22 protein-coding genes are annotated in these 24,490 nt (G+C 64.3%); 16 read left to right on the top strand and 6 right to left on the bottom strand.

Going from position 1 to position 24,490, the window contains the following annotated elements; genetic code table 11:
* Positions 1–60 precede the first annotated feature (60 nt).
* Complete coding sequence (locus tag ACVI1L_RS20145) at positions 61–975, bottom strand: LysR family transcriptional regulator (RefSeq protein ID WP_016846155.1); 915 nt, start codon at positions 973–975, stop codon at positions 61–63.
* Positions 976–1,091: 116 nt separating this feature from the next.
* Between ACVI1L_RS20145 and ACVI1L_RS20140 the strand changes: the two genes are divergently transcribed.
* The 7 genes from ACVI1L_RS20140 to ACVI1L_RS20110 all read left to right on the top strand — a co-directional run bounded on the left by ACVI1L_RS20140 (position 1,092) and on the right by ACVI1L_RS20110 (position 9,251).
* On the top strand, positions 1,092–1,844 hold the full coding sequence (locus ACVI1L_RS20140) for an SDR family NAD(P)-dependent oxidoreductase (RefSeq protein WP_057015452.1): 753 nt from the start codon (positions 1,092–1,094) through the stop codon (positions 1,842–1,844).
* 75 nt (positions 1,845–1,919) lie between these two features.
* On the top strand, positions 1,920–2,618 hold the full coding sequence (locus ACVI1L_RS20135) for a pirin family protein (RefSeq protein ID WP_057015482.1): 699 nt from the start codon (positions 1,920–1,922) through the stop codon (positions 2,616–2,618).
* A gap of 149 nt (positions 2,619–2,767) precedes the next feature.
* Positions 2,768–3,367 (top strand): NAD(P)H:quinone oxidoreductase, encoded by a 600-nt coding sequence (gene wrbA, locus ACVI1L_RS20130; RefSeq protein WP_456783615.1) that lies wholly within the window; start codon positions 2,768–2,770, stop codon positions 3,365–3,367.
* Between the two features lie 238 nt (positions 3,368–3,605).
* Entirely contained in the window at positions 3,606–5,222 is a 1,617-nt protein-coding gene (locus ACVI1L_RS20125; protein WP_076827575.1) for a B12-binding domain-containing radical SAM protein, read from the top strand.
* A gap of 132 nt (positions 5,223–5,354) precedes the next feature.
* Positions 5,355–6,302, top strand: coding sequence for a DUF5996 family protein (locus ACVI1L_RS20120; protein WP_076827577.1), 948 nt, complete (start codon positions 5,355–5,357; stop codon positions 6,300–6,302).
* A gap of 231 nt (positions 6,303–6,533) precedes the next feature.
* The gene (locus ACVI1L_RS20115; protein WP_076827578.1) at positions 6,534–7,640 is read left to right on the top strand and encodes a glycoside hydrolase family 5 protein; all 1,107 of its coding nucleotides are present in this window, start codon (positions 6,534–6,536) and stop codon (positions 7,638–7,640) included.
* Positions 7,641–7,763: 123 nt separating this feature from the next.
* Entirely contained in the window at positions 7,764–9,251 is a 1,488-nt protein-coding gene (locus ACVI1L_RS20110) for a hypothetical protein (protein ID WP_456783614.1), read from the top strand.
* A 48-nt stretch (positions 9,252–9,299) separates the two neighbouring features.
* On the opposite strand, the gene ACVI1L_RS20105 is transcribed toward ACVI1L_RS20110, so the two are convergent.
* The gene (locus ACVI1L_RS20105) at positions 9,300–9,899 is read right to left on the bottom strand and encodes a 3-keto-disaccharide hydrolase (protein ID WP_057015457.1); all 600 of its coding nucleotides are present in this window, start codon (positions 9,897–9,899) and stop codon (positions 9,300–9,302) included.
* A gap of 252 nt (positions 9,900–10,151) precedes the next feature.
* On the opposite strand from ACVI1L_RS20105, the gene ACVI1L_RS20100 reads away from it, so the two are divergent.
* The 3 genes from ACVI1L_RS20100 (at position 10,152) to ACVI1L_RS20090 (ending at position 11,299) form a co-directional block, all read left to right on the top strand.
* Positions 10,152–10,589 carry a cupin domain-containing protein gene (locus ACVI1L_RS20100; RefSeq protein ID WP_057015484.1) on the top strand — a complete coding sequence of 146 codons (438 nt, stop codon included), beginning with the start codon at positions 10,152–10,154 and terminating at the stop codon, positions 10,587–10,589.
* A gap of 72 nt (positions 10,590–10,661) precedes the next feature.
* Complete coding sequence (locus ACVI1L_RS20095; protein WP_456783613.1) at positions 10,662–10,901, top strand: DUF2171 domain-containing protein; 240 nt, start codon at positions 10,662–10,664, stop codon at positions 10,899–10,901.
* A 56-nt stretch (positions 10,902–10,957) separates the two neighbouring features.
* Complete coding sequence (locus ACVI1L_RS20090; protein ID WP_076827584.1) at positions 10,958–11,299, top strand: hypothetical protein; 342 nt, start codon at positions 10,958–10,960, stop codon at positions 11,297–11,299.
* On the opposite strand, the gene ACVI1L_RS20085 is transcribed toward ACVI1L_RS20090, so the two are convergent.
* Positions 11,273–15,388 (bottom strand): bifunctional diguanylate cyclase/phosphodiesterase, encoded by a 4,116-nt coding sequence (locus tag ACVI1L_RS20085; RefSeq protein ID WP_456783612.1) that lies wholly within the window; start codon positions 15,386–15,388, stop codon positions 11,273–11,275. The two genes, ACVI1L_RS20090 and ACVI1L_RS20085, sit on opposite strands and share 27 nt — an antisense overlap.
* Before the next feature lie 403 nt (positions 15,389–15,791).
* Between ACVI1L_RS20085 and ACVI1L_RS20080 the strand changes: the two genes are divergently transcribed.
* The 3 genes from ACVI1L_RS20080 to ACVI1L_RS20070 are packed head-to-tail and all read left to right on the top strand — an operon-like array spanning position 15,792 to position 19,031.
* Positions 15,792–16,844 carry an Ldh family oxidoreductase gene (locus ACVI1L_RS20080; RefSeq protein ID WP_057015461.1) on the top strand — a complete coding sequence of 351 codons (1,053 nt, stop codon included), beginning with the start codon at positions 15,792–15,794 and terminating at the stop codon, positions 16,842–16,844.
* Positions 16,845–16,868: 24 nt separating this feature from the next.
* Positions 16,869–18,233 (top strand): LLM class flavin-dependent oxidoreductase, encoded by a 1,365-nt coding sequence (locus ACVI1L_RS20075; protein ID WP_076827588.1) that lies wholly within the window; start codon positions 16,869–16,871, stop codon positions 18,231–18,233.
* Between the two features lie 12 nt (positions 18,234–18,245).
* On the top strand, positions 18,246–19,031 hold the full coding sequence (locus ACVI1L_RS20070; protein WP_076827590.1) for a fumarylacetoacetate hydrolase family protein: 786 nt from the start codon (positions 18,246–18,248) through the stop codon (positions 19,029–19,031).
* 50 nt (positions 19,032–19,081) lie between these two features.
* Here the strand turns inward: ACVI1L_RS20070 and ACVI1L_RS20065 are convergent, their stop codons facing one another.
* The gene (locus tag ACVI1L_RS20065) at positions 19,082–19,918 is read right to left on the bottom strand and encodes an IS5 family transposase (protein WP_076824982.1); all 837 of its coding nucleotides are present in this window, start codon (positions 19,916–19,918) and stop codon (positions 19,082–19,084) included.
* A 529-nt stretch (positions 19,919–20,447) separates the two neighbouring features.
* Between ACVI1L_RS20065 and ACVI1L_RS20060 the strand changes: the two genes are divergently transcribed.
* Complete coding sequence (locus ACVI1L_RS20060; RefSeq protein WP_456783611.1) at positions 20,448–21,503, top strand: serine hydrolase domain-containing protein; 1,056 nt, start codon at positions 20,448–20,450, stop codon at positions 21,501–21,503.
* A 54-nt stretch (positions 21,504–21,557) separates the two neighbouring features.
* Here ACVI1L_RS20060 and ACVI1L_RS20055 read toward each other — a convergent pair whose 3' ends face one another.
* On the bottom strand, positions 21,558–22,478 hold the full coding sequence (locus ACVI1L_RS20055; protein ID WP_076827592.1) for a LysR family transcriptional regulator: 921 nt from the start codon (positions 22,476–22,478) through the stop codon (positions 21,558–21,560).
* Between the two features lie 191 nt (positions 22,479–22,669).
* Here ACVI1L_RS20055 and ACVI1L_RS20050 point away from each other — a divergent pair, with 191 nt between their 5' ends.
* Complete coding sequence (locus tag ACVI1L_RS20050) at positions 22,670–23,023, top strand: hypothetical protein (protein ID WP_310885481.1); 354 nt, start codon at positions 22,670–22,672, stop codon at positions 23,021–23,023.
* A 57-nt stretch (positions 23,024–23,080) separates the two neighbouring features.
* Positions 23,081–23,581 carry a hypothetical protein gene (locus ACVI1L_RS20045; RefSeq protein WP_076827596.1) on the top strand — a complete coding sequence of 167 codons (501 nt, stop codon included), beginning with the start codon at positions 23,081–23,083 and terminating at the stop codon, positions 23,579–23,581.
* Between the two features lie 299 nt (positions 23,582–23,880).
* Here the strand turns inward: ACVI1L_RS20045 and ACVI1L_RS20040 are convergent, their stop codons facing one another.
* A complete protein-coding gene (locus ACVI1L_RS20040) occupies positions 23,881–24,336 on the bottom strand; it encodes an Lrp/AsnC family transcriptional regulator (RefSeq protein ID WP_057015467.1) in 456 nt (151 codons plus the stop codon).
* Positions 24,337–24,490: the final 154 nt, after the last annotated feature.

The following is a 24,490-nucleotide window of genomic DNA, read 5'->3' as shown; positions in this document are numbered from 1 at the left end:
GGATGACACGAATGTGACGGGGCGGGCCGGATGTCCCTCCACCGCTCCGCGTGCGGATTTCTATTTCCGCTGCGCACGCCCTTTGGCGAAATGCTTCGCCAGGAAATCCGCCAGCACCTCGACGCGCGCGGGCCGCGGGCCGCCGGGCGGGGTGACGAGATGCACGGCGCCCTCGGGCTGCTTCCAGCCTTTCAGGATCACCTCGACCTCGCCCCGCGCGATCGCGTCGCCGACGATGAAGTCGGGCAGATCGGCGATGCCGAGACCGGCGAGCAGCGCGGGCATCACAGCCTCGCCATTGTTGACCCGGAGCTGGCCGGCGGGACGCACGCTCGCCTGCTCGCCCGACGCGTTGGTGTAGTGCCAGACGCCCTGAGTCGAGAGATAGGCGTAGCCGAAGCATTTGTGCTCGGCGAGATGCATCGGATGGGTCGGCCGGCCGTGGCGCTTCAGATAGGACGGCGCGGCCACCGTGTAGCGCGGCATGCCGCACAGCCGCCGCGCGATCAGCGAGGAATCCGGCAACCGCGCGATGCGCAGGCCAGCATCAAAGCCCTCGCCGATCAGGTCGACCGTGGCATCGCTCAAGTGCAGGTCGATCGAAACCTCCGGATAGGCCTCCATGAATTCCGGCAGCAGCGGCGCCACTGTCTTGATGCCGAAGCTCATCGGCACCGCGAGCCGCACCAGGCCGCGCGGCGTGGTCGATTGCGCCAGCGCCTCATTCTCAGCCGCCTCGCCGTCGGCGAGCAGCCGCGCGGCGCGCTCCGACAATTTCTGGCCGGCATCAGTCAGCGCCAACCGCCGCGAGGTGCGGTTGAACAGCCGGGCGCCGAGCCGCTCCTCCAGCCGGCTGACCGCCTTGGACACCGTCGCCTTGGACAGCGAGAGCTCGGTCGCGGCCGCCGCAAACGACCGTAATTCCACGACTTTTGCGAAGATCGCGAGCGCCTCGAAGTCCGGCAGTTTCGACATGGGCCGCTGTCCTGATTGCTCAATACTGGAAACAATGAGTTTCAATAGTTTCCATTTCTATACCACAGCCGGAGGCATATCCAAGTGCCATCAAATTCAACCGATGGAGAAATCCAATGACAAAGAAGCTCTCAGGCAAGGTTGCCCTCGTCACCGGCGGCTCGCGCGGCATCGGCGCGGCCAGCGCCCGTGCACTCGCCGCGGAAGGTGCGAGCGTCGCGATCAGCTACGTCGCCTCTCCCGAGAAGGCCGAGGCCGTGGTCGCCGAATTGAAGGACAAGGGCGTCAACGCCCGCGCCTACAAGGCTGACCAGGCCTCGTCATCCGATGTCGATCAGCTGGTGAAGACCGTCGCCAAGGATTTTGGCCGGCTCGACATCCTGGTCAACAATGCCGGTGTCGCATCGGGCGGCGCGGTCGACGACCCCAAGGCCGACACCGCGACGCTCGCCCGCCAGGAGGCGATCAACATCAACGGCGTGATCACCGCGATCCGCGCCGCCTCCAAGCTGATGGGCGAAGGCGGCCGCATCGTCACCGTCGGCTCCATGCTGGCGGACCGCGCCTCGTTCCCGGGCCTTGCCGACTACGTCGCTACCAAGGCGGCCGTCGTCGGCTACACCAAGGGCGCGGCGCGCGACCTCGGACCGCGCGGCATCACGGTGAACGTGGTGCAGCCCGGCTCGATCGACACCGACATGAACCCGAAGGACGGTGGCGAGTTTGCCGAGACGCAACGCTTGCAGCACGCGCTGCAACGCTTCGGCCGCCCGGAGGAAGTCGCAGCGGGCGTCGTGTTCCTGGCAAGCCCGGAAGCCTCGTTCGTGACCGGCACCGTGCTCAACGTCGACGGCGGCTTCGGCGCCTGATCGCAAAATTTTCTGGAGACGCCGGGCGCGGTGCGCCCGGCCTGCTCCTCAACATCGACATCAAGGGGAATGACCATGATCGAACTCAGACCATTCGCAAAGCTTGGCGGCGCCGACCACGGCTGGCTGAAGGCCAAGCACCACTTCTCGTTCGCGAGCTACTACGATCCCGATAATGTCAGCCACGGCGCGCTGCGCGTCTGGAACGACGATGAGATCGCGCCCAACTCCGGCTTCCCGGCACATCCGCACGCCAACATGGAGATCATCACCTATGTTCGCGAGGGCGCAATCACGCACCAGGATTCGCTCGGCAATAAGGGACGCACCGAAGCCGGCGACGTGCAGGTGATGAGCGCCGGCAGCGGCATCCGTCACTCCGAGTACAATCTGGAGCCGGCGAAGACCAAGATCTTCCAGATCTGGATCGAGCCGACGACGAAGGGCGGCCACCCGACCTGGGGCTCGAAGCCGTTCCCGAAGGCGGACCGTTCGGGCAAGCTCGTCACCATCGCCTCGGGTATCGACGGCGACAATGACGCGCTGCCGATCCGCGCCGATGCGCGGGTGCTCGCCACCACGCTGAAGGCCGGCGAGAGTGCGGAATACGCCGCCGACAAGGCCCGTCACCTCTATCTGGTGCCGGCGGCCGGCAGCATCGAGGTCAACGGCGTGCGCGTCAATGCCCGCGACGGCGCCGCGATCCGCGACGAGGCCAAGCTGAAGATCACCGCGCTCGAGGATGCTGAGCTCGTGCTCGTCGACGCGGCCTGATCACCACATCCACACTCGTCATGCCCGGGCTTGACCCGGGCATCCATCGGGCTTCGCAAGGGTTCTCCGTTTGATGGATTGCCGGGTCAAGCCCGGCAATGACGGGGTTCCTTAACTTCACCCTACTGCCAAACCACAAGGAGGCCATCATGGCCAAGGTTCTCGTTCTCTATTACTCCGCCTACGGTCACATCGAAGCGATGGCGAATGCCGTCGCGGAAGGCGCGCGCGAAGCCGGCGCCACCGTCGACATCAAGCGCGTCCTCGAGCTGGTACCGGCCGAAGTCGCCAAGGCCTCGTACTACAAGCTCGACCAGGCCGCGCCGATCGCCAAGATCGACGATCTCGCCAACTACGATGCGATCATCGTCGGCACCGGCACCCGGTTCGGCCGCATGGCCTCGCAGATGGCCAACTTCCTCGACCAGGCCGGCGGCCTCTGGGCCAAGGGCGCGCTGCACGGCAAGGTCGGCGGCGCCTTCACCTCGAGCGCGACCCAGCATGGCGGCCAGGAGACCACGCTGTTCTCGATCATCACCAACCTCCTGCATTTCGGCATGACGGTGGTCGGCCTGAACTATGGCTTTGCCGGACAGATGAAGCTCGACGAGGTCACCGGCGGCGCGCCCTACGGCGCAACCACGATCACCGGCGGCGACGGCAGCCGCCAGCCGAGCGAGAACGAACTCGCCGGCGCCCGCTATCAGGGCCGCGCGATCGCGGAAACCGCGAGAAAACTTCACGGCTGATGCGATGGGGGCGGCATTCTCGTTCACGATTGCCGCCCCTGCCTAAGTCGCGACGTCGTTCCCGGACAACGGCGCAAGAGCGATCGCTGCTGGAACGCCAACAGACGCCAAGAAAGGCCGATAATCGACGTAATAGGCGTCCATGCCCAGGATTGCCTGACAATTGGCCGCGAATTGAGCCCTTGAGCGGCGACAAGCCGCGTGTCATCGTGCCCGTCAATATCCAGGCCGGAGCAACATGACGGTTCCCTGTCGCGTCCTAATGATCTATCCGAAGTTCGTTCAGGACTCCTTCTGGAACTATACGGAAGCTTGTGAACTCGTCGATGCGAAGTATCCGGCGGCGCCGCTCGGACTGATCACCGTCGCCGCCATGCTGCCGAAGCATTGGGATATTCGCCTCATCAACCGTAACACCGAGCCCTTGACGGACGCCGATCTCGACTCGGCCGATCTTGTCATGATCGGCGGCATGCTCAACCAGCAGCCTGATTTTCTCCACCTGATCGATCTCGCACACCGGCACGGCAAGCCGGTATGTGTCGGCGGACCTGACGTCTCCTCCAGCCCGCATCTTTACGCCGACGCGGACTTCCAGGTGATCGGTGAGGCAGAGCAAATCATTCAGCAATTTGTCGCCGCCTGGGAAAGTGGAGAGCGCAAGGGCGTGTTCATCGCCGAGAAATTCAAGATCGACGTCACGCTAAGCCCGATGCCCCGCTATGACCTGATCAAGTTCGAGCACTATCTCTTCATTGGCGTGCAATATTCGCGTGGCTGCCCGTTCACCTGCGAGTTCTGCGATATTATCGAGCTGTATGGTCGTGTGCCGCGCACCAAGACCCCCGATCAAATTCTCGCTGAGTTGCAAGCGCTCTACGATCACGGTTATCGCGGACATGTCGATTTCGTCGACGATAATTTCATCGGGAACAAGAAAAACCTCCGCATCCTGCTGCCGCAGCTCAAAGCCTGGCTGGAGGAGCGAGATTATCCGTTCGAGTTTTCGACGGAAGCCTCGATCAATATCGCTGACGACAGCGAGCTGTTGCAGGCGATGAAGGACGCGAACTTCTTCGGGATTTTCGTCGGCATTGAGAGCCCGGATCCGGAGACCCTCGTGCAGATGAAGAAGAAGCAGAACACCCGGCGCGACATCGCCGAATGCATTCACAAGATCTATGGCTACGGCATGTTCGTCACCGCGGGTTTCATCGTCGGGTTCGATACCGAGAAAGCCTCGATGGGGCACGCGATGATCGACTTCATCGAGGAGGCGAGCATTCCAGTCTGCATGGTTGGACTGCTCTATGCACTGCCGGGCACACAGCTGACGCGGCGGCTGGCGAAGGAAGGCCGCCTGCACGAAGGCCACGATCTCATGAAAGTCGAGCAGGCGGGCGACCAATGCACGCTCGGCTGCAATTTCGACACCATACGTCCGCTGCGTGACATCCTTGAGGACTACAAGGCCGTGATCGGGCACGTGTTCGACCCGACGGCCTATGCAGGACGGCTGTCGCGGCTCGCCGCCATGCTCGACCGGTCCGACCGGCGTCGCGACCTGCCGGATGGCGACATACGCAAGAGGCTTGGCGGCATCGAGGGCGTGCACACGATCATGCGTGCCCTGCCGGAGGTCCACGAACCGTTCTGGAAGACCTTCGTTGAGGTCGCCAAGTCCAATCCGGGCGCGCTTCGCTACATCGTGATGTTGATGGCGCTGTATTTGCATTTCGGGCCATTCTCGAAACACGTGATCCGTGAGATTGACCGCCGGATTGCCGCCCTCGACGATATGCCGCCGGTGAGGGCCACGGAGCTTGGGCCGCGAACTAACCTACGTGCGGTTTGACGGCAAAGCGCGTTCGTGCGCTTCGCCGACCAGAGCACGTCGCGCGGAACCAGAGGATCGGTTCCCCCGAGGTCATCGCGACCAATTCGTAATAGCCGAAACACTGTACGTTGCGCAGCCCAGAGGTTTGTCATGACCAACACACAGAAGACCCGCTGGCCGGAACTGCCGACCGCGGCGTGGCGCGACAGCTGTGCCACGCTCCAGCTCTTCACCCAGATCGCCGGCAAGATCCGGCTGGCGAAGTCGCCCTGGCTCAATCACTCCTGGCACGTCACGCTCTATGTCACGGCGCGCGGGCTGACGACCTCGCCGATCCCCGACGGCGATCGCACGTTCCAGATCGACTTCGATTTCATCGATCACGTGCTCCGCATCTCGACCAGCGACGGCACCGAACGGCAATTCGCGCTGGCCGGTCAATCGGTCGCAAGCTTCTACGCGGCGGTCATGAGCAATCTGAAGGACCTCGGCATCGACGTCGCCATTGACGAGATACCGAACGAAGTCGCCGATCCGATCCGCTTTTCGCAGGATACGCAGCATGCGTCGTACGACGCGGATGCCGTGCGCCGGTTTCACCAGATCCTCGTGAACTGCGATCGCGTGTTCAAGCAATTCCGGACCGGCTTCCTCGGCAAGGCGAGCCCGGTGCATTTCTTCTGGGGCAGCTTCGATCTCGCGGTGACGCGCTTTTCCGGCAGAACCGCGCCGCGGCATCCCGGCGGCGTGCCCCATTTGCCCGACGAGGTGGCGCACGAAGCCTATTCGCACGAGGTCAGCAGCGCCGGCTTCTGGCCGGGCGGCGGCGCGATCGATTATCCGGCATTCTATTCCTACGCCTATCCGGAACCCGCGGGCTATCGCAACACGCCGGTACGGCCCGATGCTGCGTTCTTCAGCGAGGCGCTTGGCGAATTCATCCTGCCCTACGACGCCGTGCGGACGGCTGCCGACCCGGACAAGGCGCTGCTCGAATTCCTGCAATCGAGCTATGAGGCCGCGGCCATCAACGCGAACTGGGACCGTGCTGCGCTGGAATGCGCACCGGGCCAGCCGGGCGTGGTCCGAGGGATCTAGCGGCGCGCCGCACCGGCGGCTCAATCCTCTTCGCGACGGGTCGCCTTGGACAGTCGACGAAGGCGCATAGGTCAAATTTCGTGTTACGTCTTTACCGCATCGTTGCTTGGCCGAGCTATCTTTCGGACGACGCCCCGCGACCCCGGCCGGCTCGAACACTACAGGCAGTATATTCGTGAGCGCCCCGCAACCCGTCACGATCCCGCGACAACCATCGCACGCTGATCGGTCATGACGCGGCCATCGATCCTTGCCCTCGCGGTCAGCGCGTCGATTCTGCTGTCGGTCGCCGCGCGGGCCTGTCCCGCCTTGATCGAAGGCGTCCCGGCCGAGCGGCTCGAGGCGCTGTCACGCGGCGTCAATGCCGACGGCTGGATCGCCGATCCGCGGTCGGCGCCGCCCCGCGGCCTGCTGCGCGAGCTGCGCAAGGCCGGCATGACCCACATCCGGCTGCCGGTGCCCGCCGACTTCGTCATGCCGCGCTTCGCCGCGAAAGCCGAGATAGACGGCCGCCTGCGCACCGTCGATGCGACGCTCAAGACCCTGCTCGCGCTCGGCTATGCGGTGTCGATCGACTTGCACTCCGGCGAGCGCTTCAACGCGCTACACAAGGACGATCCGCCCAATGCGATGACCGAAATGAAGCGCGCCTGGACCGAGCTCGCACGGGTCATGCAGCGCTATCCGTCCGACCGTGTGTTTGCGGAACTGTTGAACGAGCCGGATGTCGAGGCCGCGCAATGGCAGGGCGAAGTCCGGGAGCTGGCCGGCTTCATTCGCGCCCTGCTGCCGCAGACCACACTGGTCACCGGGCCGGTCAACTGGCAGCGCGCGGATTCGCTGCCGGATTTCACTCCGCTCGACGATCCGAATGTCGTCTATGCCATCCACTTCTACGATCCGATGGTGTTCACCCATCAGGCCCATTGGGATCCGAATGAACCGCTGCACGACGTCACCGGATTGCCCTATCCGGTCCGCTCCGACGATCCCAAGGTTCAGCAGCTGCGGGAGCAACTCACCGCGCTGGACAGGCGCACGGCGCTCGCGATGGTGGACCGTGCCATTCCCGACCGCGGCATTGACAAATGGCTCGAACCGGCGGCCGCCTGGCAACGGCAATATTCGCGGCCGATCATCATCAATGAATTCGGTGTGCTCAAGGCCGGCGCGCCGCGCGATAGCCGGCTGCGCTGGCTCGCCGGCGTGACCGCCTACGCCCGGCAACAATGCTGGGGCTGGACTCATTGGGAGCTGTCGCAAGGCTTCGGCCTCGCCGACCCGGTCACTGGCAAGGTCGACCGCGAGGCGCTGAGGGCCTTGCTCGGGACCCGCTGACCCATCTGGTTAACCAGTTCTTACACAATGCGCGGCTAGATCGACGATGCGGTGTGGCACGCCCACACGTCCGGTCACGCTAGGTCAGAGCCTGTGCGAGCAGAGATAGCCCCGCGGCCGCTGTTGGCCGGCGATCTGATTCCTGCACTCGGCATCGCCGTGGCATCGATCGCATTCGCGCCGATCATGCAGACGGCCAACGCCGGGCTCGCGATCGTCGTCGAAAGCCTGATCGGCTGCGCCATCGTGCTCGCGGTGCCGGCCTACGCGCCGTCGATCGCCATCTTCATCATCTTCTTCCAGAACCTCTTCGTCTCGATCCTGTCGTCCTACATGACGACCGAGCAGGAGATGGATTTCGTCAAGGGCTACAATTTCCTGGTCATCGCGGTGATGTGGCTGGTCACGCTGGCGCTCTACGCGCTGCACGAGCGGAAACATTCCGCCGAGATCGACCAGATCATGAAATGGGGGTCGTTCACCCTCGCAACCGTGACGGCGTATTTCCTGCTCGGCGCCACGCAGGATTCGCACGCGGCCCTCGTCTATCTGCGCAACATTGCGCTGCCGCTGTTTCTGTTTCAGCTATCGCTGCTGACGGCCGCAACCTTCGAGATCCGCATCACGCCGTTCCTGGTGACGGTTGCGGCGCTGCTGATCGTCTGCGGATATGTCGAACTGCTGTTCCGCGATTTCTGGCTCTCCATCACCAACGGCTACACGTTCTGGCATTTCGACGAGCTGAAGGCGACCCGTTCCGGATCCTGGGAAGCCGAGATGCGCGCAACCGGCAGGGTGCCGGTGGATCTGATCGATCGCTTCCGTTTCAGCTTTCTCAACAGCCCGTTGTTCGAAGACCTCGGCCTCTCGTCGTTGCTGCGTATCTTCGGACCGAATATGAGCCCGATCAGCTTCGGTTACGGGATCGCCTTCTCCATCCTGTTCCTGTTCGCGGTCGGATATCGCTGGCTGGCCTTGGCCGCGATCCCGCTGCTGATTTGCTGTAGCGTAAAAGGCGCGCTCATCCTGGTCATCTTCGTGGCCCTGGCCTGGACGGCAACCTGGCTGCTCGGCGCCACCATCACCCTTGCCGTCGCGCTGGTCGGGCTCGTGCTGTACGCCATCGCGGCGATCTATATTGGACTCCAGATCGGCGACTTCCACGTGATCGGCTTCATGGGCGGGTGGGACGGCTTTCGGCAGAATCCGATCGGCCGCGGACTTGGCGTCGGCGGCAATCTCTCCGAAGGTTATTTCTCGATCGACTGGAACGCAGCGCAGGCGGCCGGCACGATGGACGGCGCGGTGGAGAGCGCCGTCGGCGTGCTGCTCTACCAGATGGGGATCGGCTCACTGGTGCCGCTTGGCTACTTCCTGGCGATGGCGCTGAAGGCCTGGCGGCTCTACGCCTCGTCGGGATTCCTCATCCAGGGGCTCGCCGCTTTCGGCACGATGGTCGTGCTGGTGAACGGCATCTTCCAGGAAGAGGCGCTGTTTGCGCCGCCGGCACTTGGGCTGTTGCTGTGCCTGACCGGGCTCGTGATCGGCCATCATCTGCGGACGCAGAGTGACGATCGGAAGGTCTCTGCGACCGACAGTGCTCCTCAATGAGGAGGGGCCCCGTCGCAGTGCGACCGAGGCCCCGCTCAACCCGCGCCGTCAGAGCGGCTTGATCTGCACCTTGCGGAACTTGACCACGCCCGAACCATACTGGAGCGCGATATAGCCGTTGGCGTGCTTGGAATCCTGGGCGTCGACGGTCTTCTGGCCGTTCAGCGTCACGACGAAATGCGGCCCCTGCGCCGTGATCTCGTAGACGTTCCATTTGCCGGCCGCCTTCGGCATCGGATCGACCTTGCCGACGTCGACAATCGCGCCGGTGCCGTAGGTCGGGTCCGGCCGCTTGTCGAAGATGTTGACCTCGTAGCAGACCTTGGAGTCGATCACCTTGTTGCCTTCGCAGCGGATGAAGATGCCGCTGTTGGCATCCTCGTCGGTCCAGAACTCCGCCCTGATCTGGAAATCCTTGTATTGGGTCTTGCTGACGAGATAGGAGAGATCCTTGCCGTCGAGCTTGTCGGCGACCAGCGCGCCGTCCTTCATCGCCCAATTGGCCTTGCCGACCTCGTCCCAGTCACCCTTCTTGGAGCTGTCGAGCAGCGTGACCCAGCCGTCGTCCCCCGAGGCGGCGGTGGAAAATTGCAGCGCGGCCGCACCGATCACAAGTCCCGCCGCCAGTATCGACAGATGCTTCTTCAAGGTTATCCTCCCGTCTTTTGGTTGGCGCGCAACCTATCATCGTCTGCGGCGGCGTAAATGCTTTTTCATATTGCAACTGCGTTGTGTCACGGATCGTTGCCGCAATCCTGAGATCAGACATGCACGGCGGCGTCTTGCCGGGCGGAAGCGAGGACGACTAGCATGGCGCGACGTACGGGCGCGGCAGTCGCCCGAGTAATCCGATCTGGGAGCATACCGATGACGGCGTCAAACCGACCTTGGCGATATCTGATGATGCCGTTGGCTTTTGCCGCGACGCTGAGCGTCAGCTCCGCGGCCGAGCTCAATCCGGCCGCCGTGACCTACAAGCTGCCTGATCAGATTCCCTGGAGCCCGGCTGACGCGCGCGGCGCACAGAATGCGGTCGTGGTCGGCGATCCCTCGAAGCCCGGCTTCTACATGGTCTACACCAAATGGACCAAGGGCAATCACTTCAGCCGTCCGCATTTCCATCCCAACGACCGCTACATCGTGGTGCTCAAGGGCACCTGGTGGGTGGGCTCGGGTCCAAAATTCGATCCCGATCACGGCACCGTGGCGATGCCGGCCGGCAGCTTCGTCACCCATTTCGGCAAGCAGGTGCACTGGGACGGCGCCAAGGACGAGGACGCCGTGCTGCTGATCATGGGCGAAGGCCCGGCCACCGCGACCGAGGTCGAGCAGAAGTAGCCGGAACCGGCTAGCAACCTTTGCATCCAGGCGGCGTTTCATCCCCTCATCATCATGACGAGGAAATGACGCATGGCAAACGCCGCTGATATTCGGGAACATATGGATGTGATCTCGTCGGACAAGAAAACGGTCGGCAAGGTCGACCACATGGAAGGCACCGACCAGATCAAGCTGACCAAGCAAAGCTCGCCTGACGGTCAGCACCATCACCTCATTCCGCTGTCCTGGGTCGACCATGTCGACCAGCACGTCCACCTCAACAAATCGGGCTCCGACGTGACGGCGCATTGGCAGCACGGCCGCCAATAGCCGCGTTGCGCGAGGTGGGAGCGATGCTATCATCCCGGCCCAAGGAAGGGCCTTCGATGCATCCCGCCGCCAAGCTGCAATTTGCCCGCATCGTCGACGAGTTCGCGCGCTGGCGCGCCATTGCGGAACCGGAACGGCCGCCCGCTCCGGCCTGGTGGTGGGGGCCGGCATTCGAGATGCGCGATGCCGCCGAACCGCTGCCATCCGCCTGGAGCCGCCAGCTCCGCCTTGCCGACGGCGCGAGCTTTGCGGAGGCTGCCGTTGTGTTGCGCCAGACGTTGGCCGGCCAGGACATCCTGCCGTGGCCCTATGATTTCTCGCGCAAGGTCGCATCAACCGATTCCGACGTTCGCGACCTGCCCGTGCAGCCGTCAGACGACGGCGCGTTTCCGCCCTAGATCCGGCCCGGCCTCGCTGGTCGCCTCGCCATCCAGCGACGGCTGCAACGGCGGCGACGCCTCTGCCTGCGACGGCTTCAACAATTCGGCGAGATCGCGCGGCGGCAGCGGCCGGCTGAACAGGAAGCCCTGCATCTCGTCGCAGGCATGGGCGCGCAGGAACTCCTGCTGCTCGGAGGTCTCGACGCCCTCGGCGACGATGGTCATGCCAAGCGCCTTGCCCATCGAGATGATCGCCTGCGCGATCGCGACGTCCTCGGAATCATTGGGCAGGTCGCGCACGAAAGAGCGGTCGATCTTGATGGTGTCGATCGGGAACTGCTTCATCAGCGACATCGATGAATAGCCGGTGCCGAAATCGTCGATCGCCAGCCGAATGCCGCGATTCTGGATCGCGTCGAGCACGCGCACCGCACGCGTCACGTTGCGCATCACCATGCTCTCGGTGACCTCGAGCTGGAGCAACGCCGGCGACATGCCGCTCTCCTCCAGCGCCGCGTCGATGTCGTCGAGCAAGTTCGGATCGCCGAACTGCCGCGGTGAAAGGTTGACCGCCATCGTCACGGCCCTGAGGCCGCAGCGCTGCCACGCCATGTTCTGCCCGCAGGCTTCCTTCAACACCCAGCGGCCGATCGGCACGATCAGGCCGGTCTCCTCGGCAAGCGGGATGAACTGCCCCGGCGATACCTTGCCAAGCTCGGGATGGGTCCAGCGCAGCAGCGCCTCGACGCCGCTGATCTGCCCGCTCGCCATGTCCACCTTGGGCTGATAGTCGAGCGAGAATTGCTTGCGCTCGAGTGCGCGGCGCAATGCGCTCTCCATCGTCAAGCGCTCGATCGACTGCGCCCTGATCTCGTTGGAGAAGAAGCGGAAGCCATTCTTGCCGTCTTCCTTGGCGAGATACATCGCCATGTCGGCATTCTTGGTCAGCGTCTGCACGTCCGAGCCATCGGCCGGATACATCGCGATGCCGATCGAGGCCGTGGTGTGGCACTCATGCCCGCTGAGCTGCAGCGGCTGGCTGAGCGAAACCAGAAGATCGCCGGCGATGCGCTCGACGTCGTCGCGTTCGGCGGTTTCCTCGAGGATGACCACGAACTCGTCGCCGCCGAGCCGCGCCACCACGTCGCTCGCGCGCAACGATCCACGCAGCCGCTCGGCGATCGCCACCAGCAGCATGTCGCCGGCGTCGTGGCCGAGCGAGTCGTTGATCACCTTGAAGCGGTCGAGATCGATGAACAGCACCGCGAGGTGCCGGCGATGGCGATCCGCCGCCGAGATCGCGTGATGCAGCATCTCGTTGAACGTCTCGCGGTTCGGCAGATTGGTCAGGCTGTCGTGCGAGGCAAGATATTCGATGCGCTCGTCGGCCTTGTGTTTCTCATCGGCGCGATCGAAGCTCTCGAGCGCGAACGCCAGATTGTCGGCAAGGCGCTGCAGCAATTCGGCGAACTCCGGCGTGAACGTGTCCTTGTCGATCGCGACGAAGATCATGACCCCGACCACCTGCCCGCTGACAACAAGCGGAAACGAGGCGCTGGACTGCGTTCCATCGAGCCGCGCGCGCTCATGGAAAGCGGCGGTCTCGGGATCGGCAAAATAGTCGTTGATGATGCACGCCTTGCCGGAGCGGAACGCCCGACCGCAGGCGCCGCGCCCCTCGGGGTGCGCCTCGCTGGTCGAGAGCGTCACCTGGCGCGCGCCCTCCGCCGCCGGCCCCGCAATCGCGACGATCCGCAGATAGTCGCTTCCGGTCTGCGCCAGCGCGATCGTAGTCGAGGTGAACTTGCCGCCGGTCGCCGCCGCCGCGCAGACCAGTCGATACAATTCTGCGCGGGACTTCGCCCGCATGATCGCCTCATTGGTCGCGCTCAGCGCCGCGAACATCCGCGACAGCCGCTCCTTCTGCTCGTCGTCCCGCGCCTTCTCGTCGGCGCGATCGAAATTGGCAAGCGCGAACGACACGTTCTCGGCAAGCCGCTGCAACAGCGCCATCATCTCCGGGCTGAAGGTGCCGAACTCGCTGGAGAGAAACACCAGCGCGCCGATCGCCTCGCCGTTCTTGAGCAGCGGCAGGGCTGCGCCCGATTTGCTGCCGCTGTCGCGCACGGCCGGATAGACGTGCGATTCGGGGCCGAAATCGCTGAGATAGTCGTTGCTGATGCAGGGCCTGCGCGTGCGGATCGCAACGCCGGTCAGCGTCTGTCCCTCCGGACGCGTCGCGTCGGCCGACAGCTGAACCTCTCGGGCCCGCACCCGGTCCGGGCCCGAGGCGGCCACATTGTCCAGGAAGACCTCGCCCGGCCGCACCAGCCTGATCGTGGCCGAGACGAACTGGCCGCCGACCGCCGCGGCATCGCAGACCAGATCGAACAGTTCGCTGCGGGATTTCGCCCGCATGATCGCCTCGTTGGTCGCGCTCAGCGCCGCGAACATCCGCCGCAGCCGCTCCTTCTGCTCCTCGGTCCGCGCCTTCTCGTCGGCACGGTCGAAGCTGCCGAGCGCATAGGAGACGTTGTCGGCGAGCCGCTGCAGCAGCTCGGCGAATTCAGCCGAGAAGGTGTTGCGCTTGGCGGAGATGAACAGCATCACGCCGACCGGCTCGTCGTCGACGATCAACGGGAACGCCGCGCCCGATCGCGCATCCTCGCGGTCGATGACGTCGCGGAACGGATTGCTGGCGACGTCGCCCAGAAAATCGTTGTTGATGCAGGCGCGCCGCGAGCGGAACGCCCGGCCGCAGACGCCGCGCCCTTCGGGGCGAGCCTCGCTGCGCGAGACGTTGAGGCGGCGCGCATTTGCCGCGGTAGGCCCCGCGACCGCCATCATCTCCAGGAAATCGTCGCCGGGCTTCGCGATCAGGATGCTGGTGGAGTTGAATCCGCCGCCATGCGCCGCCGCCGCGCAGACCAGCTCGAACATCTCGAGCCGCGACCTCGCGCGCATGATCGCCTCGTTGGTCGCGCTCAGCGCCGCGAACATCCGCGACAGCCGCTCGCGCTCGGCGTCGGCCTTGGCCTTTTCGGTGGCACGGCCGAAATTGTCGAGCGCGACCGAGACATTCTCGGCGATCCCCGCGAGCAGCGCGATGATCTCCTCGTCGCGCGCCCAGGAATTGCCGGTGAAGAAAATCAGGACGCCGACGCTCTTGCCGAACCGGGTGAGCGGCAGCGCCACGCAGGCCATCAGGCCGCTGCCGCCGATCGGCATATGCGACGGGCCCATCGATATCGGGATGTCGTGCTCGACGCAGGGCCGCTGGGTCCGGAACGCCTCGCCGCAAATCCCCTTGCCATAGACGTTGTCCGGATCGGTCGAGAAGCGCGTCTGGGTGATCAGGTCGAGCGCCTCGCCGGTGCCGGCGACAGGCTCGAACCAGTGCGTGTCGGGTTCGGCCAGCAGCACCACCGTCGCGAAGGACTTTCCGCTGAACACCGCGGCATCGCAGACCCGCTGATAGAGATCGTGCTCGGTCTTGGCGCGAAGGATCGCCTCGTTGGTTGCGCTGATCGCACCGAACATGCGGTTGAGCCGACGCATCGCCCGCTCGCCGCTCTTGCGCGAGGCCTCGTGGTCGAAATTATCGAGCGCGAAGGACACGTTCGCGGCCATGCGCTCCAGCAGCGAAACGGCCTCGTCGCTGAGCGAATTGATCTCGCGCCGCGTCACCATGAAGACGCCGACGCTGCGCCGGTTGCAAACCAGCGGCACCGCGGCGGCCGCCCCGACGCCGGCCGCTGCCGCGCCGCTGCGCCAAGCCGCCGAAACAGCGTCGTTGACATAGTCGTTGCGGACGCAGGCCTTCTGGTCGCGGAACGCGCGGCCGGCCACGCCTTCGCCCTCCGGGGTGTTGGCGATCGCGGAAATGGTGATGCTGCATAGTCGCGCGACATCGTCGCCGTAGCCAGCCGCGAACCTCAAGAGACCGGTATCCGGCTCCAGCAAAAACACGGTCGCGGCCAGGAAGCTCCCGCTCGAGAACGCGGCTTCGCAGACCTTGCCGTACAATTCTTCTGGTGATTTCGCGTACAGGATCGCTTCGTTGGTGGCACTCAACGCCGCGAAGGTACGCCCGATGCTCGACTGCACGATTCCTGAAGGCCCGGGGGCCAACCCCTCCAATCTGGCAGGGAACATTGCCCGCGAGAGGCCTAAGTGGTGGTTAGCGTATCCGGCAAGTTGCACGACAAAGTAAACGGCTGACGAACGCCGGCGGCGGTTTTCCGGGATATTACGGACACCGGTGTGCCAGCCTGAGGCGGAGGGTGGCGAGGCGCGGATGGACGTCCTGCTCGCGCCGCCCGAGCAGCCAAATTCCGCATCGCGACCGCGCCCGTTCCACTCCGTGAAATCGCGGCGGCGAGCACCCTGCTGGCGGTATGGCCGCCCGGATTTTTCTGCCCTTGCTCGCCCCTCGGCGCTTTGAGAGCATGACGTCGACAACAGCAAGCACGACCCGCGCATCACGCGGGCAGACCGCGAGGAAAATCCCATGCCGATCGTCCAGGCCGACCGTCTCACGCGCATCGGCGCGGCACTCCTCAAGGGTGCCGGCGCATCGGAGGAGGAAGCCAGCGCAGTCGCCTCCGGCTGCGTCAACGCCAACCTCGCCGGCCACGACTCCCACGGCGTGATCGCAATCCCGACCTATATCGACCGCATCAAGGCCGGCCACATCGTGCCCGGCGCGAAATGGACCATCGTGCAGGAGACACCGACCACGACTGTGATCGACGGTCATTGGGGCTTCGGCTTCCACGTCAACGCCAAGGCGATGGAGATGACCATCAACAAGGCGAAGACCGCCAATGTCGCGGCCTGCACGGTGTTCCGCCAAAGCCACGTCGGACGGCTCGCGCATTACCCGATGATGGCGATGCGCGAAGGCATGATCGGGATTGCGGCCGCCGATTCCGGCCGCTCGCCGAAACACGTGGCGCCGTTCGGCGGCCGCGAGGCCCGGCTCGGCACCAACCCGCTCTCGATCGCGGTGCCCTCCGACCTCGAGGCGCCATTCTATCTCGATATGGCGACCTCGGCAGTCGCCGCCGGCAAGATCCAGCTCGCGGTGGCGCGTGGCGAGAGCATCCCGAAGGGTTGGATCATCGATGCCGAGGGGCGCGACACCACTGACCCGAAAGACTACCGCAAGGGCGGCGCGCTGCTGCCGCTCGGCGGCAGCGAAGGCTACAAGGGCTCGGGCCTTGCCGCGATGATCGAGGTGCTGTGCGGCCTCCTGACCGGGCTCGGCTTCGGCGTCGAGCCGACCGGCCGACACAACGACGGCTGCTTCATGGCGGTGTTCAACGTCGCCGCATTCCGTCCGCTCATGGACTTCAGGAAGGAGGTCGCCGACTTCGCCCGCTACCTGAAATCGACGCCGCCCTCGGAAGGGAGCCGCGGCGTGTTCTATCCCGGCGAGATCGAATATCTGCGCGAGCAGCAGCGGCGCAAGGACGGCATCGAGATCGAGGATGCGACCTGGGACAAGCTCAAGGCGCTCGCCGCCGATTACAAGCTCACCGATGAGCTCGACCTTCGCTGATAGTTGCGGACACAGGAGAACGACATGACACGGCAAATGGCGCTGGTTGGCTTTTTGCAGGCGCAGAACTGCACCAACCTGCCGAGCTCCTGGCGTCACCCGGAATCGCGCGACGATTCGATGTCGGCGGACTACTATCAGGAGATCGCGCGCATCCTGGAGCGCGGCAAGTTCCACATGGCGTTCTTCGACGATCGCCTCGCAATGCCCGATCGCTACGGCAACGATCACGCCCACACCGTCGAATACGGCATCCGCTGCGTGAAGATGGACCCGATCGTGGTGCTGACCACGATGGGCATGGTCACCACCAAGCTCGGCCTCGCCTCGACCGCCTCCACCACCTATTTCGAGCCGTTCGACGTCGCCCGCCGTTTCGCCACGCTCGACCTGATGACGGGTGGCCGCGCCGCCTGGAACGTGGTGACGTCGGTCAATGACGGCGAAGCGCTCAACATGGGCCGCGAGCAGCATCTCGAGCACGACCATCGCTATGACCGCGCCGACGAGTTCATGGAGGTGGTGCTCGGCCACTGGGACGCCTGGGAAGACGGTTCGCTGCTGATCGACAAGAAGAGCGGCCGCTTCGCCGATCCGACCAAGGTGAAGCGGCTCGACCACAAGGGCACATTCTTCACCTCGCGCGGCCCGTTCACGGTGCCGCGCTCGCCGCAGGGCCATCCCGTCGTGATCCAGGCCGGCGCCTCCGGCCGCGGCCAGCGCTTTGCCGGGCGTTGGGGTGAGGTGATCTTCACCGCGGCGCGCAACCTCGCCAATGCCAGGCAGGGCTATGACGCGATCCGGGGCGAAGCCGCCAAGGCCGGGCGCGATCCCGACCAGATGTTCCTCTGCAATCTGATCACGCCGGTCACCGGCGCGACCAAGGCCGAGGCCGAGGACCGGATGGCGGTGATCCAGAAGCTGCCGCTCGAGATCGACGCGTTGTCGCTGCTCGCCGAAGGCCTCAACTTCGATTTCGGCGCCAAACCGATCGACGAGCCGCTAACCACCGAGGAGTTGCAGGGCATGCAAGGCATGCTCGGCATCCGCGACGGCGTGCTGCGCACCTCCGGCAAGACCAATCCCTCGACCCGCGACTTCATCACCTTCTCCGGCCGCGGCCAGGTGCAGGACGCGATGGTCGGCGGCCCGAAGGAGATCGCCGACCGGCTGGAGGAGATGTTTGTCAATCGCGGCTGCGACGGCTTCGTCGTCGCGGCGAGCTACGTGCCGGGCTCCTATGCCGACTTCGTCAACCACGTGGTGCCCGAACTGCAGAAGCGCGGGCTGTTCCACAAGGACTACGCCGGCACGACGCTGCGCGAAAATCTCGGGCTCAAGCGCCCGGCCGCGGGCGCCTGGAAGACCCGCACGCAGGCCGCGGAATAGAGGGACATCATCATGCGCTGGCTGAAATTCACCGCCGCAGGCAATACATCCTGGGGCCTCGTCGAGGGCGACACCGTCACCACCGTCAACGGCGATCCGTTCGGCGAATGGAGCAAGACGTCGAAGACGCATGCGTTGAAGGACGTCAAGATCGAGCTGCCGCTGATCCCGCGCACCTTCTACTGCGTCGGGCTGAATTATTTGAAGCACCTCAAAGAGGCCGCCGACAAGGCCGGCACCGTGCCGAACGTTCCCGATCGTCCCGAGATCGGCTACCGCGCGCAGAACGCGCTGATCGCCCATGACGAGAACGTCGTGATCCCCGCGAGCGCGACCGAGAAGATCCATTACGAGGGCGAGCTCGTCGTCGTGATCGGCAAGACCGCCAAGCACCTGACCGAGGCCAACGCGATGGACTGCGTGTTCGGCTACACCATCGGCAACGACGTCTCCGAACGCAGCTGGCAGAAGGCGGATCGCGGGCTGTGGCGTGCCAAGAACGCCGATACCTTCAAGCCGATGGGCCCGTGGATCGAGACCGATGTCGACCTCGACCGCATGGAGACCGCGATCCGCGTCAACGGCAAGGAAACCGGCCGCTTCCACACCAACGAGATGATCTTCGGCATCGTCCCGTTCCTCGTCGAACTGACCAAATATTTCACGCTGTCGCCCGGCGACGTGATCTGGATGGGCACCGACGGCGCCTCGCCGGACCTGAAGGACGGCGACGTGGTCGAGATCGACATCACCGGCATCGGCACGCTGCGGAACAGGTTCGTGAGGGAGAAGGTGTGAGGCGGCTTGCACCACTTTAGAGCCGTCATCCTGAGAGTCTGACTCATAAATCACCCAACCTTAGCTGCAGCCGCGAGTCTGCGGGTCAGGAGCCTGATGTGTGCAATCAGCAGCCAGGCAGCTTCGGTTGCCACCGTCGCCTCGAAGTCCTTGGCGAGGCGGCGGCATCTGCCGAACCAAGCGAATGTGCGTTCAACCACCCACCGCCTCGGCAGAAGCTGGAAGCCTTTGACGCCTTGAGGCCGCTCGACGATCTCGACAGTCCATGGACCGCAGTCTGAGAGCGCGTCGAGGAGTTGATTTCCGCGGTAGATCCGGTCGGCAAAGACGTGGCGCAGCCGGGGGAAGTTCATCCGCACGTTCTTCAGCAGCGGTACGGCGCCATGGCAGTCCTGAACGTTGGCCGGATGAACATGAACCCCAAGGAGGAGGCCATTGGTATCCGTCACGATATGCCGCTTGCGGCCGTAGATGCGCTTGCCTGCATCGTAGCCGCGCGGTCCGCCAGCTTGCGTGGTTGGCGCACTTTGACTGTCGATCACGGCTGCCGTCGGCTTCGGTGTCCGTCCAAGCTTTTTTCGCGCCCGTCGGACAAGCACGCTGACAATCCTCTGCCACCGGCCTGTATCCCGCCATCTATAAAAATAGCCCTGCACCGTCGAATAGGGCGGGAACTCCTGCGGCAACGCCCGCCACTGGCAGCCGGTCGAAACGATATAGAGGATCGCTTCGATCACACGACGCAGCTCCGTCTTACGCGGCCGGCCGCGCCGGTTCGCTCGCGGCAACAGGCGTCTGATCACCGCCCACTCCGCATCGGTCATATCGCTTGCATAACGCAGATCGTCCCGCCGATATTGCTCCCGAGTGATCTTGGTCCAGGGCATCGTGCTCTCCCTCGAATCTTTGCAAATCCGATGGAATCACACCCCACTGAGATCACTCACCCATTTTTCAGTCAGGCTCTGAGGAGCGCGAAGCGCGTCTCGAAGGATGTACGGCCACCGCTCCATCCTTGCGTCGAGAGCCGGGCCGTCGTGCTTCGAGGCTCGCTGCGCTCGCACCTCAGCATGACGGTGATGGACCGGGTCGCTTCTCTCTCCATTTGTCGTCCCGGCTTTCGCCGGCACGACGGCGAGTTTGTGGCGCCGCTGGTGGATCACACACTCGCATTCTCGCGACGGCATTTGCCCGACGGGCCATCGTGACGTGATCACACAGCCGTTCGCATCGTGACAACACAGGGCAAAGCGCAATAAGGTCCGCGCGCACTCATCAGACAAGTCAGCCATGCCACTTTCACGCCGAACGTTACTTCAGGGCTCCCTGCTATCGGCCGCAGGGATCGTTTGCGGGCCGTCGACCGCCCTTGCCGAGCAGCCCGCGGAGCTTCCGACATCGGAGCAACGCAAGCAGATGGCTGACCTGGCCGCCGACTTCATGAAGGACTACGATGTACCGGGTCTTTCGATCGCGATCGCAATCAAGGGAAAGCCGGCTTATGTCGAGGCGTTCGGGGTTGCGGATCGGGAGACCGGCGAAGCATTGACCCCGCAACACCGCTTCCGGATCGCGAGCATATCGAAGCCTGTGACCTCGACCGGGATCTTCACCCTGATCGAGGCCGGCAAATTGCGGCTCGGCGACTATGTGTTCGGCGCAAGCTCCATTCTCGGCAAGGACTATCCGACGACACCCACGCTGCCAAGCTTGATGCCACCCGGCTCGTCTCGCTCCCATGTCGAGCAGATCACGGTCGAGCATCTCTTGACCCATACCATCGGGACCTGGGGAAACCAGTCTCGCGATCCGATGTTCATGAACCAGAACCTGAAGCATCGCGAACTGATCGGCTGGACGCTGGAGCATATGCCGCTCACCAGTCCGCCAGGCGAAGCCTATGCCTATTCGAACTTCGGCTATTGCATCCTCGGCCGCGTGATCGAAAAGCTGAGCGGCCAGAGCTACGAGCAATACATCAAGGACGCCGTCCTGAAGCGATGCGGCATCACCGACATGCAGATTGCCGGCAATACGCTGAGCGAGCGCGCAAGCAACGAAGTGAAATACTACAGCCAGACCGGCGATCCGTACCGGATGAACGTCGCCCGGATGGATTCGCACGGCGGTTGGATTGCGACGCCGGGCGATTTGACGACGCTGTTCGTCCATATCGACGGCTTCAAGGACACTGAGCAGCTGCTGACCGACGACAGCCTCCGCGTCATGAGCACCCCCAGCGCCATCAACCCCCGCTACGCCAAGGGCCTGTTCGTCACCGCGAACAATAATTGGTGGCACAGCGGCCTGCTGGACGGAACGACGACGATCTCGGTGCGAACCAGCGGCGATTTCTGCTGGTCGGCGTTCACCAATACCAGGTCGCGGGAAGGCATGACCCGCGCCCTCGACCTGCTGGTCTGGCACATGGTCAAGACGGTGCCTGACTGGCATCCTCAGAAGCGCGCCTAGACCCTCCCGTCATTCCGAGATGACGTGAACGAGCAATGCAAATCCGGGCTCTCCTCACCGCGCGGCCCGCGGCCTGCTCTTCACGTGATCGATGAAGGCGCGCAGCTTCGGCATGATCTGGCGATGGCCGGGATAGTAGAGGAACACGCCCGGCGTCGTCGGCGCGAATGGCTCCAGCACGCGGACGAGCTTCTTCTCCTTGACGGCGCCTGATATCAGCGGTGCGGGGACTTGCGCGAGGCCCACGCCTTCGATGGCGGCGCCGACCAGCGTCGGAAAATCATGGCCGATGAAGGATCCCGACACGGCAAGCTCGATCGAACGGCCATTGTCGTTCAGCGACCACGGCGCGAGCCCTCCGTTCGACCGCCGGAGCCGCAGGCACGCGTGCGCGCGCAGATCGTCCGGACGCTTGGGGCGGCCGCGGCGCGCGAGATAGTCCGGGCTGCCGACGATGGCGAACGGGAACGGCTTGGTCAGGCGCACCGCGACCATGTCCGGATTGATGAACTGGCCCATCCGGATGCCCGCATCGAAGCCGCCGGCGGCGAGGTCGACCAATTCCTCGCTGGCGGCGAGCTCGACCTCGATCTCGGGATAGGCCTTGCAGAACGAGGCGATCAGCGGCTCGAGCAGGATCGGCACCACCGAGCGCGGCACGGTGAGACGCAACAGCCCGGCGGGCTTCTGCCCGAGCTCCCGCGCCGCCCCGCTCGCCGCGACCAGCTCCTCGAATGCCGGTCTTGCGCGCGCCAGAAACCGTTCGCCGGCGTCGGTCAGTCCGACGCTGCGGGTGGTGCGGATGAACAGCACCGCGCCGAGGCGCGCCTCGAGGGCGCGCACCGCCTGGCTGATCGCCGATGGCGTGACGCCGAGCTCGGCCGCCGCACGGCGAAAACTGCGGTGCTGGGCGACGGCAAGGAATGCCTCGACGCCGTCGAGCGCGCCCTGCCGGACTGTGAAGTTCTGCTTCATGGCCCGTGAACATTATCGCGAATAGTCGCTCGCGGAAAGCTGCCTTACATCGGAGCCACAAGCGGCAGCAACGCGACGCGCGCTGCTCACGCGACATCACGACATCCGTCGTGAACGGAGACATGCGACCGATGCAAGCAATCCGTCACACAATCCTGGCTCTCACCCTCACTCTGACAGGCGCCACCATCATGACCGCTCCCTCCCCTGCTCAAGCCCAAGTACAGGCACAAGCCGCCTCCACCATCACCACAGGCGTGATGGTCATCCTCACTGCGAAAGCCGGCGTCACCCGCGATCAGGTGATGGCCGTGATGCCGGACGAAATCCGGCAGACCGTGCAGCTCTATCTCAACGGCAAGATTCGCGAATGGTATTCGCGCTCCGACGGGCGCGGCGTGGTCTTGCTGCTCGACGCCAAGGATGTATCCGAGGCGCACGCGATCATGGAAGGGCTGCCGTTGTCCAAGCTCGATCTGATGGATCACGAGTACATCGGGGTCGGCCCGCTGCTGCCGCTCCGCCTGCTCGTCGCCAAGCCCTGAGCGTCAAGGTCCTGAACGCAAGCCAACCGAACCGATCGACAACAAGGAAATCCGCCGATGCCCCCGGGCTTCAATCTTCCATTCGTCCTCAGCGTCGCCGGCGGGTTTCTGACAAGTGCCGTCGTGGCCGTCACCTACGTCTGGCCGGCGATCCGCGCGATGCCACGTGACAACGCGCTCCGACTGCTCGCAGCGTTCCATGCGTTCAGGTTCCTGGGCATGAACTTCATGGTGGCCGGGTTCGTGTCGCCGCAGTTGAGCACGGATTTCGCAAGCGAGGTCGGATGGGGCGATCTCGTCGCCGCCGTTCTCGCGCTGCTTGCGATGGCGGCGCTGTCCTGGCGGTGGGCGATCGCGATTCCGATCGTCTGGGTCTTCAACATCTGGGGCACGCTGGACCTTCTCAACGCCTATTACAACGGCGTGAAGATCGGCGATCCCGGCCTGTTCGGCGCCGGCATCTATATTCCGGCGCTCTATGTGCCGCTGCTGCTGGTCAGCCATGTCATGGTGTTCATGATTCTGTTGAAGACCAAGTCGACAGAACAGGCAGCATGACCCGTATCTTCGTAGGATGGGTAGAGCGTAGCGAAACCCATCAAGTCGAACCCGCGGCACCAGGATGGGTTTCGCTTCGCTCTACCCATCCTACCGACTGGTTCGACCGTCATCCCCGCGCAAAGGCTTCGCCTTTGTCGCTGGAGGTGCGAGCCTTGCGGCGCACTTGCGCCGCTGGGCGAGCCTCGAAGGATGCACGGCCGGGCTGGAAGGCCGTTCGCCCTTCGAGACGGCCGCTACGCGGCCTCCTCAGGGTGACGGGACAAAATTGAGCGCGCGGCCCCATCATCGTCGTCACCTCAAAACGGCAACGCCACGCCGGTCTTGATCTCCTTCAGGATCACGTTGGTGCGGACGTGGCGGATACCGGGAATGCGGAACATGAACTCGTCGAGGAATTTGTTGTAGGCGTCCATGTCGCGCACCACGACGCGCAGATGATAGTCGGCGTCGCCGGTGGTCGCGAAGCATTCCAGCACCTCGCGGCGCTTCATCACCCGGGCGACGAACTCGTCGACGAATTTGACGTCGTGCCGCTCCAGCGAGACGTGCAGGATCGCGGAGGTCGCAAAGCCTGCGCGCTCGCGCGCGACCAGCGCCGAATAGCCTGAGATGACGCCGGATTCTTCCAGGGCGCGGACCCGGCGCCAGCAGGCGGAGGTCGACATCCCGACGGTTTCCGCAAGCTGCTGGTTGGTGGCGCGGCCGTCCTTCTGCAGTTCGGCGAGGATTTTCTCGTCCTGCTCTTCGACCATTGCGAGGCCCTCGATTTGGTAGATCCTACCGAACTACATCGTTCTCAGCAATATCCTGCCGATTTTTCCGCGACAAATGAATGGATAGGTAAGACCTACCACGCCCACAGGCATAGCCTTGTCGGATCAGACATCGCGAATCCCGGAGAGGTAA

Source organism: Bradyrhizobium sp. USDA 4516 (assembly GCF_054055915.1).
The sequence above is the reverse complement of the archived record's forward strand: the minus strand, read 5'-3'. Positions and strand labels throughout refer to the sequence as shown.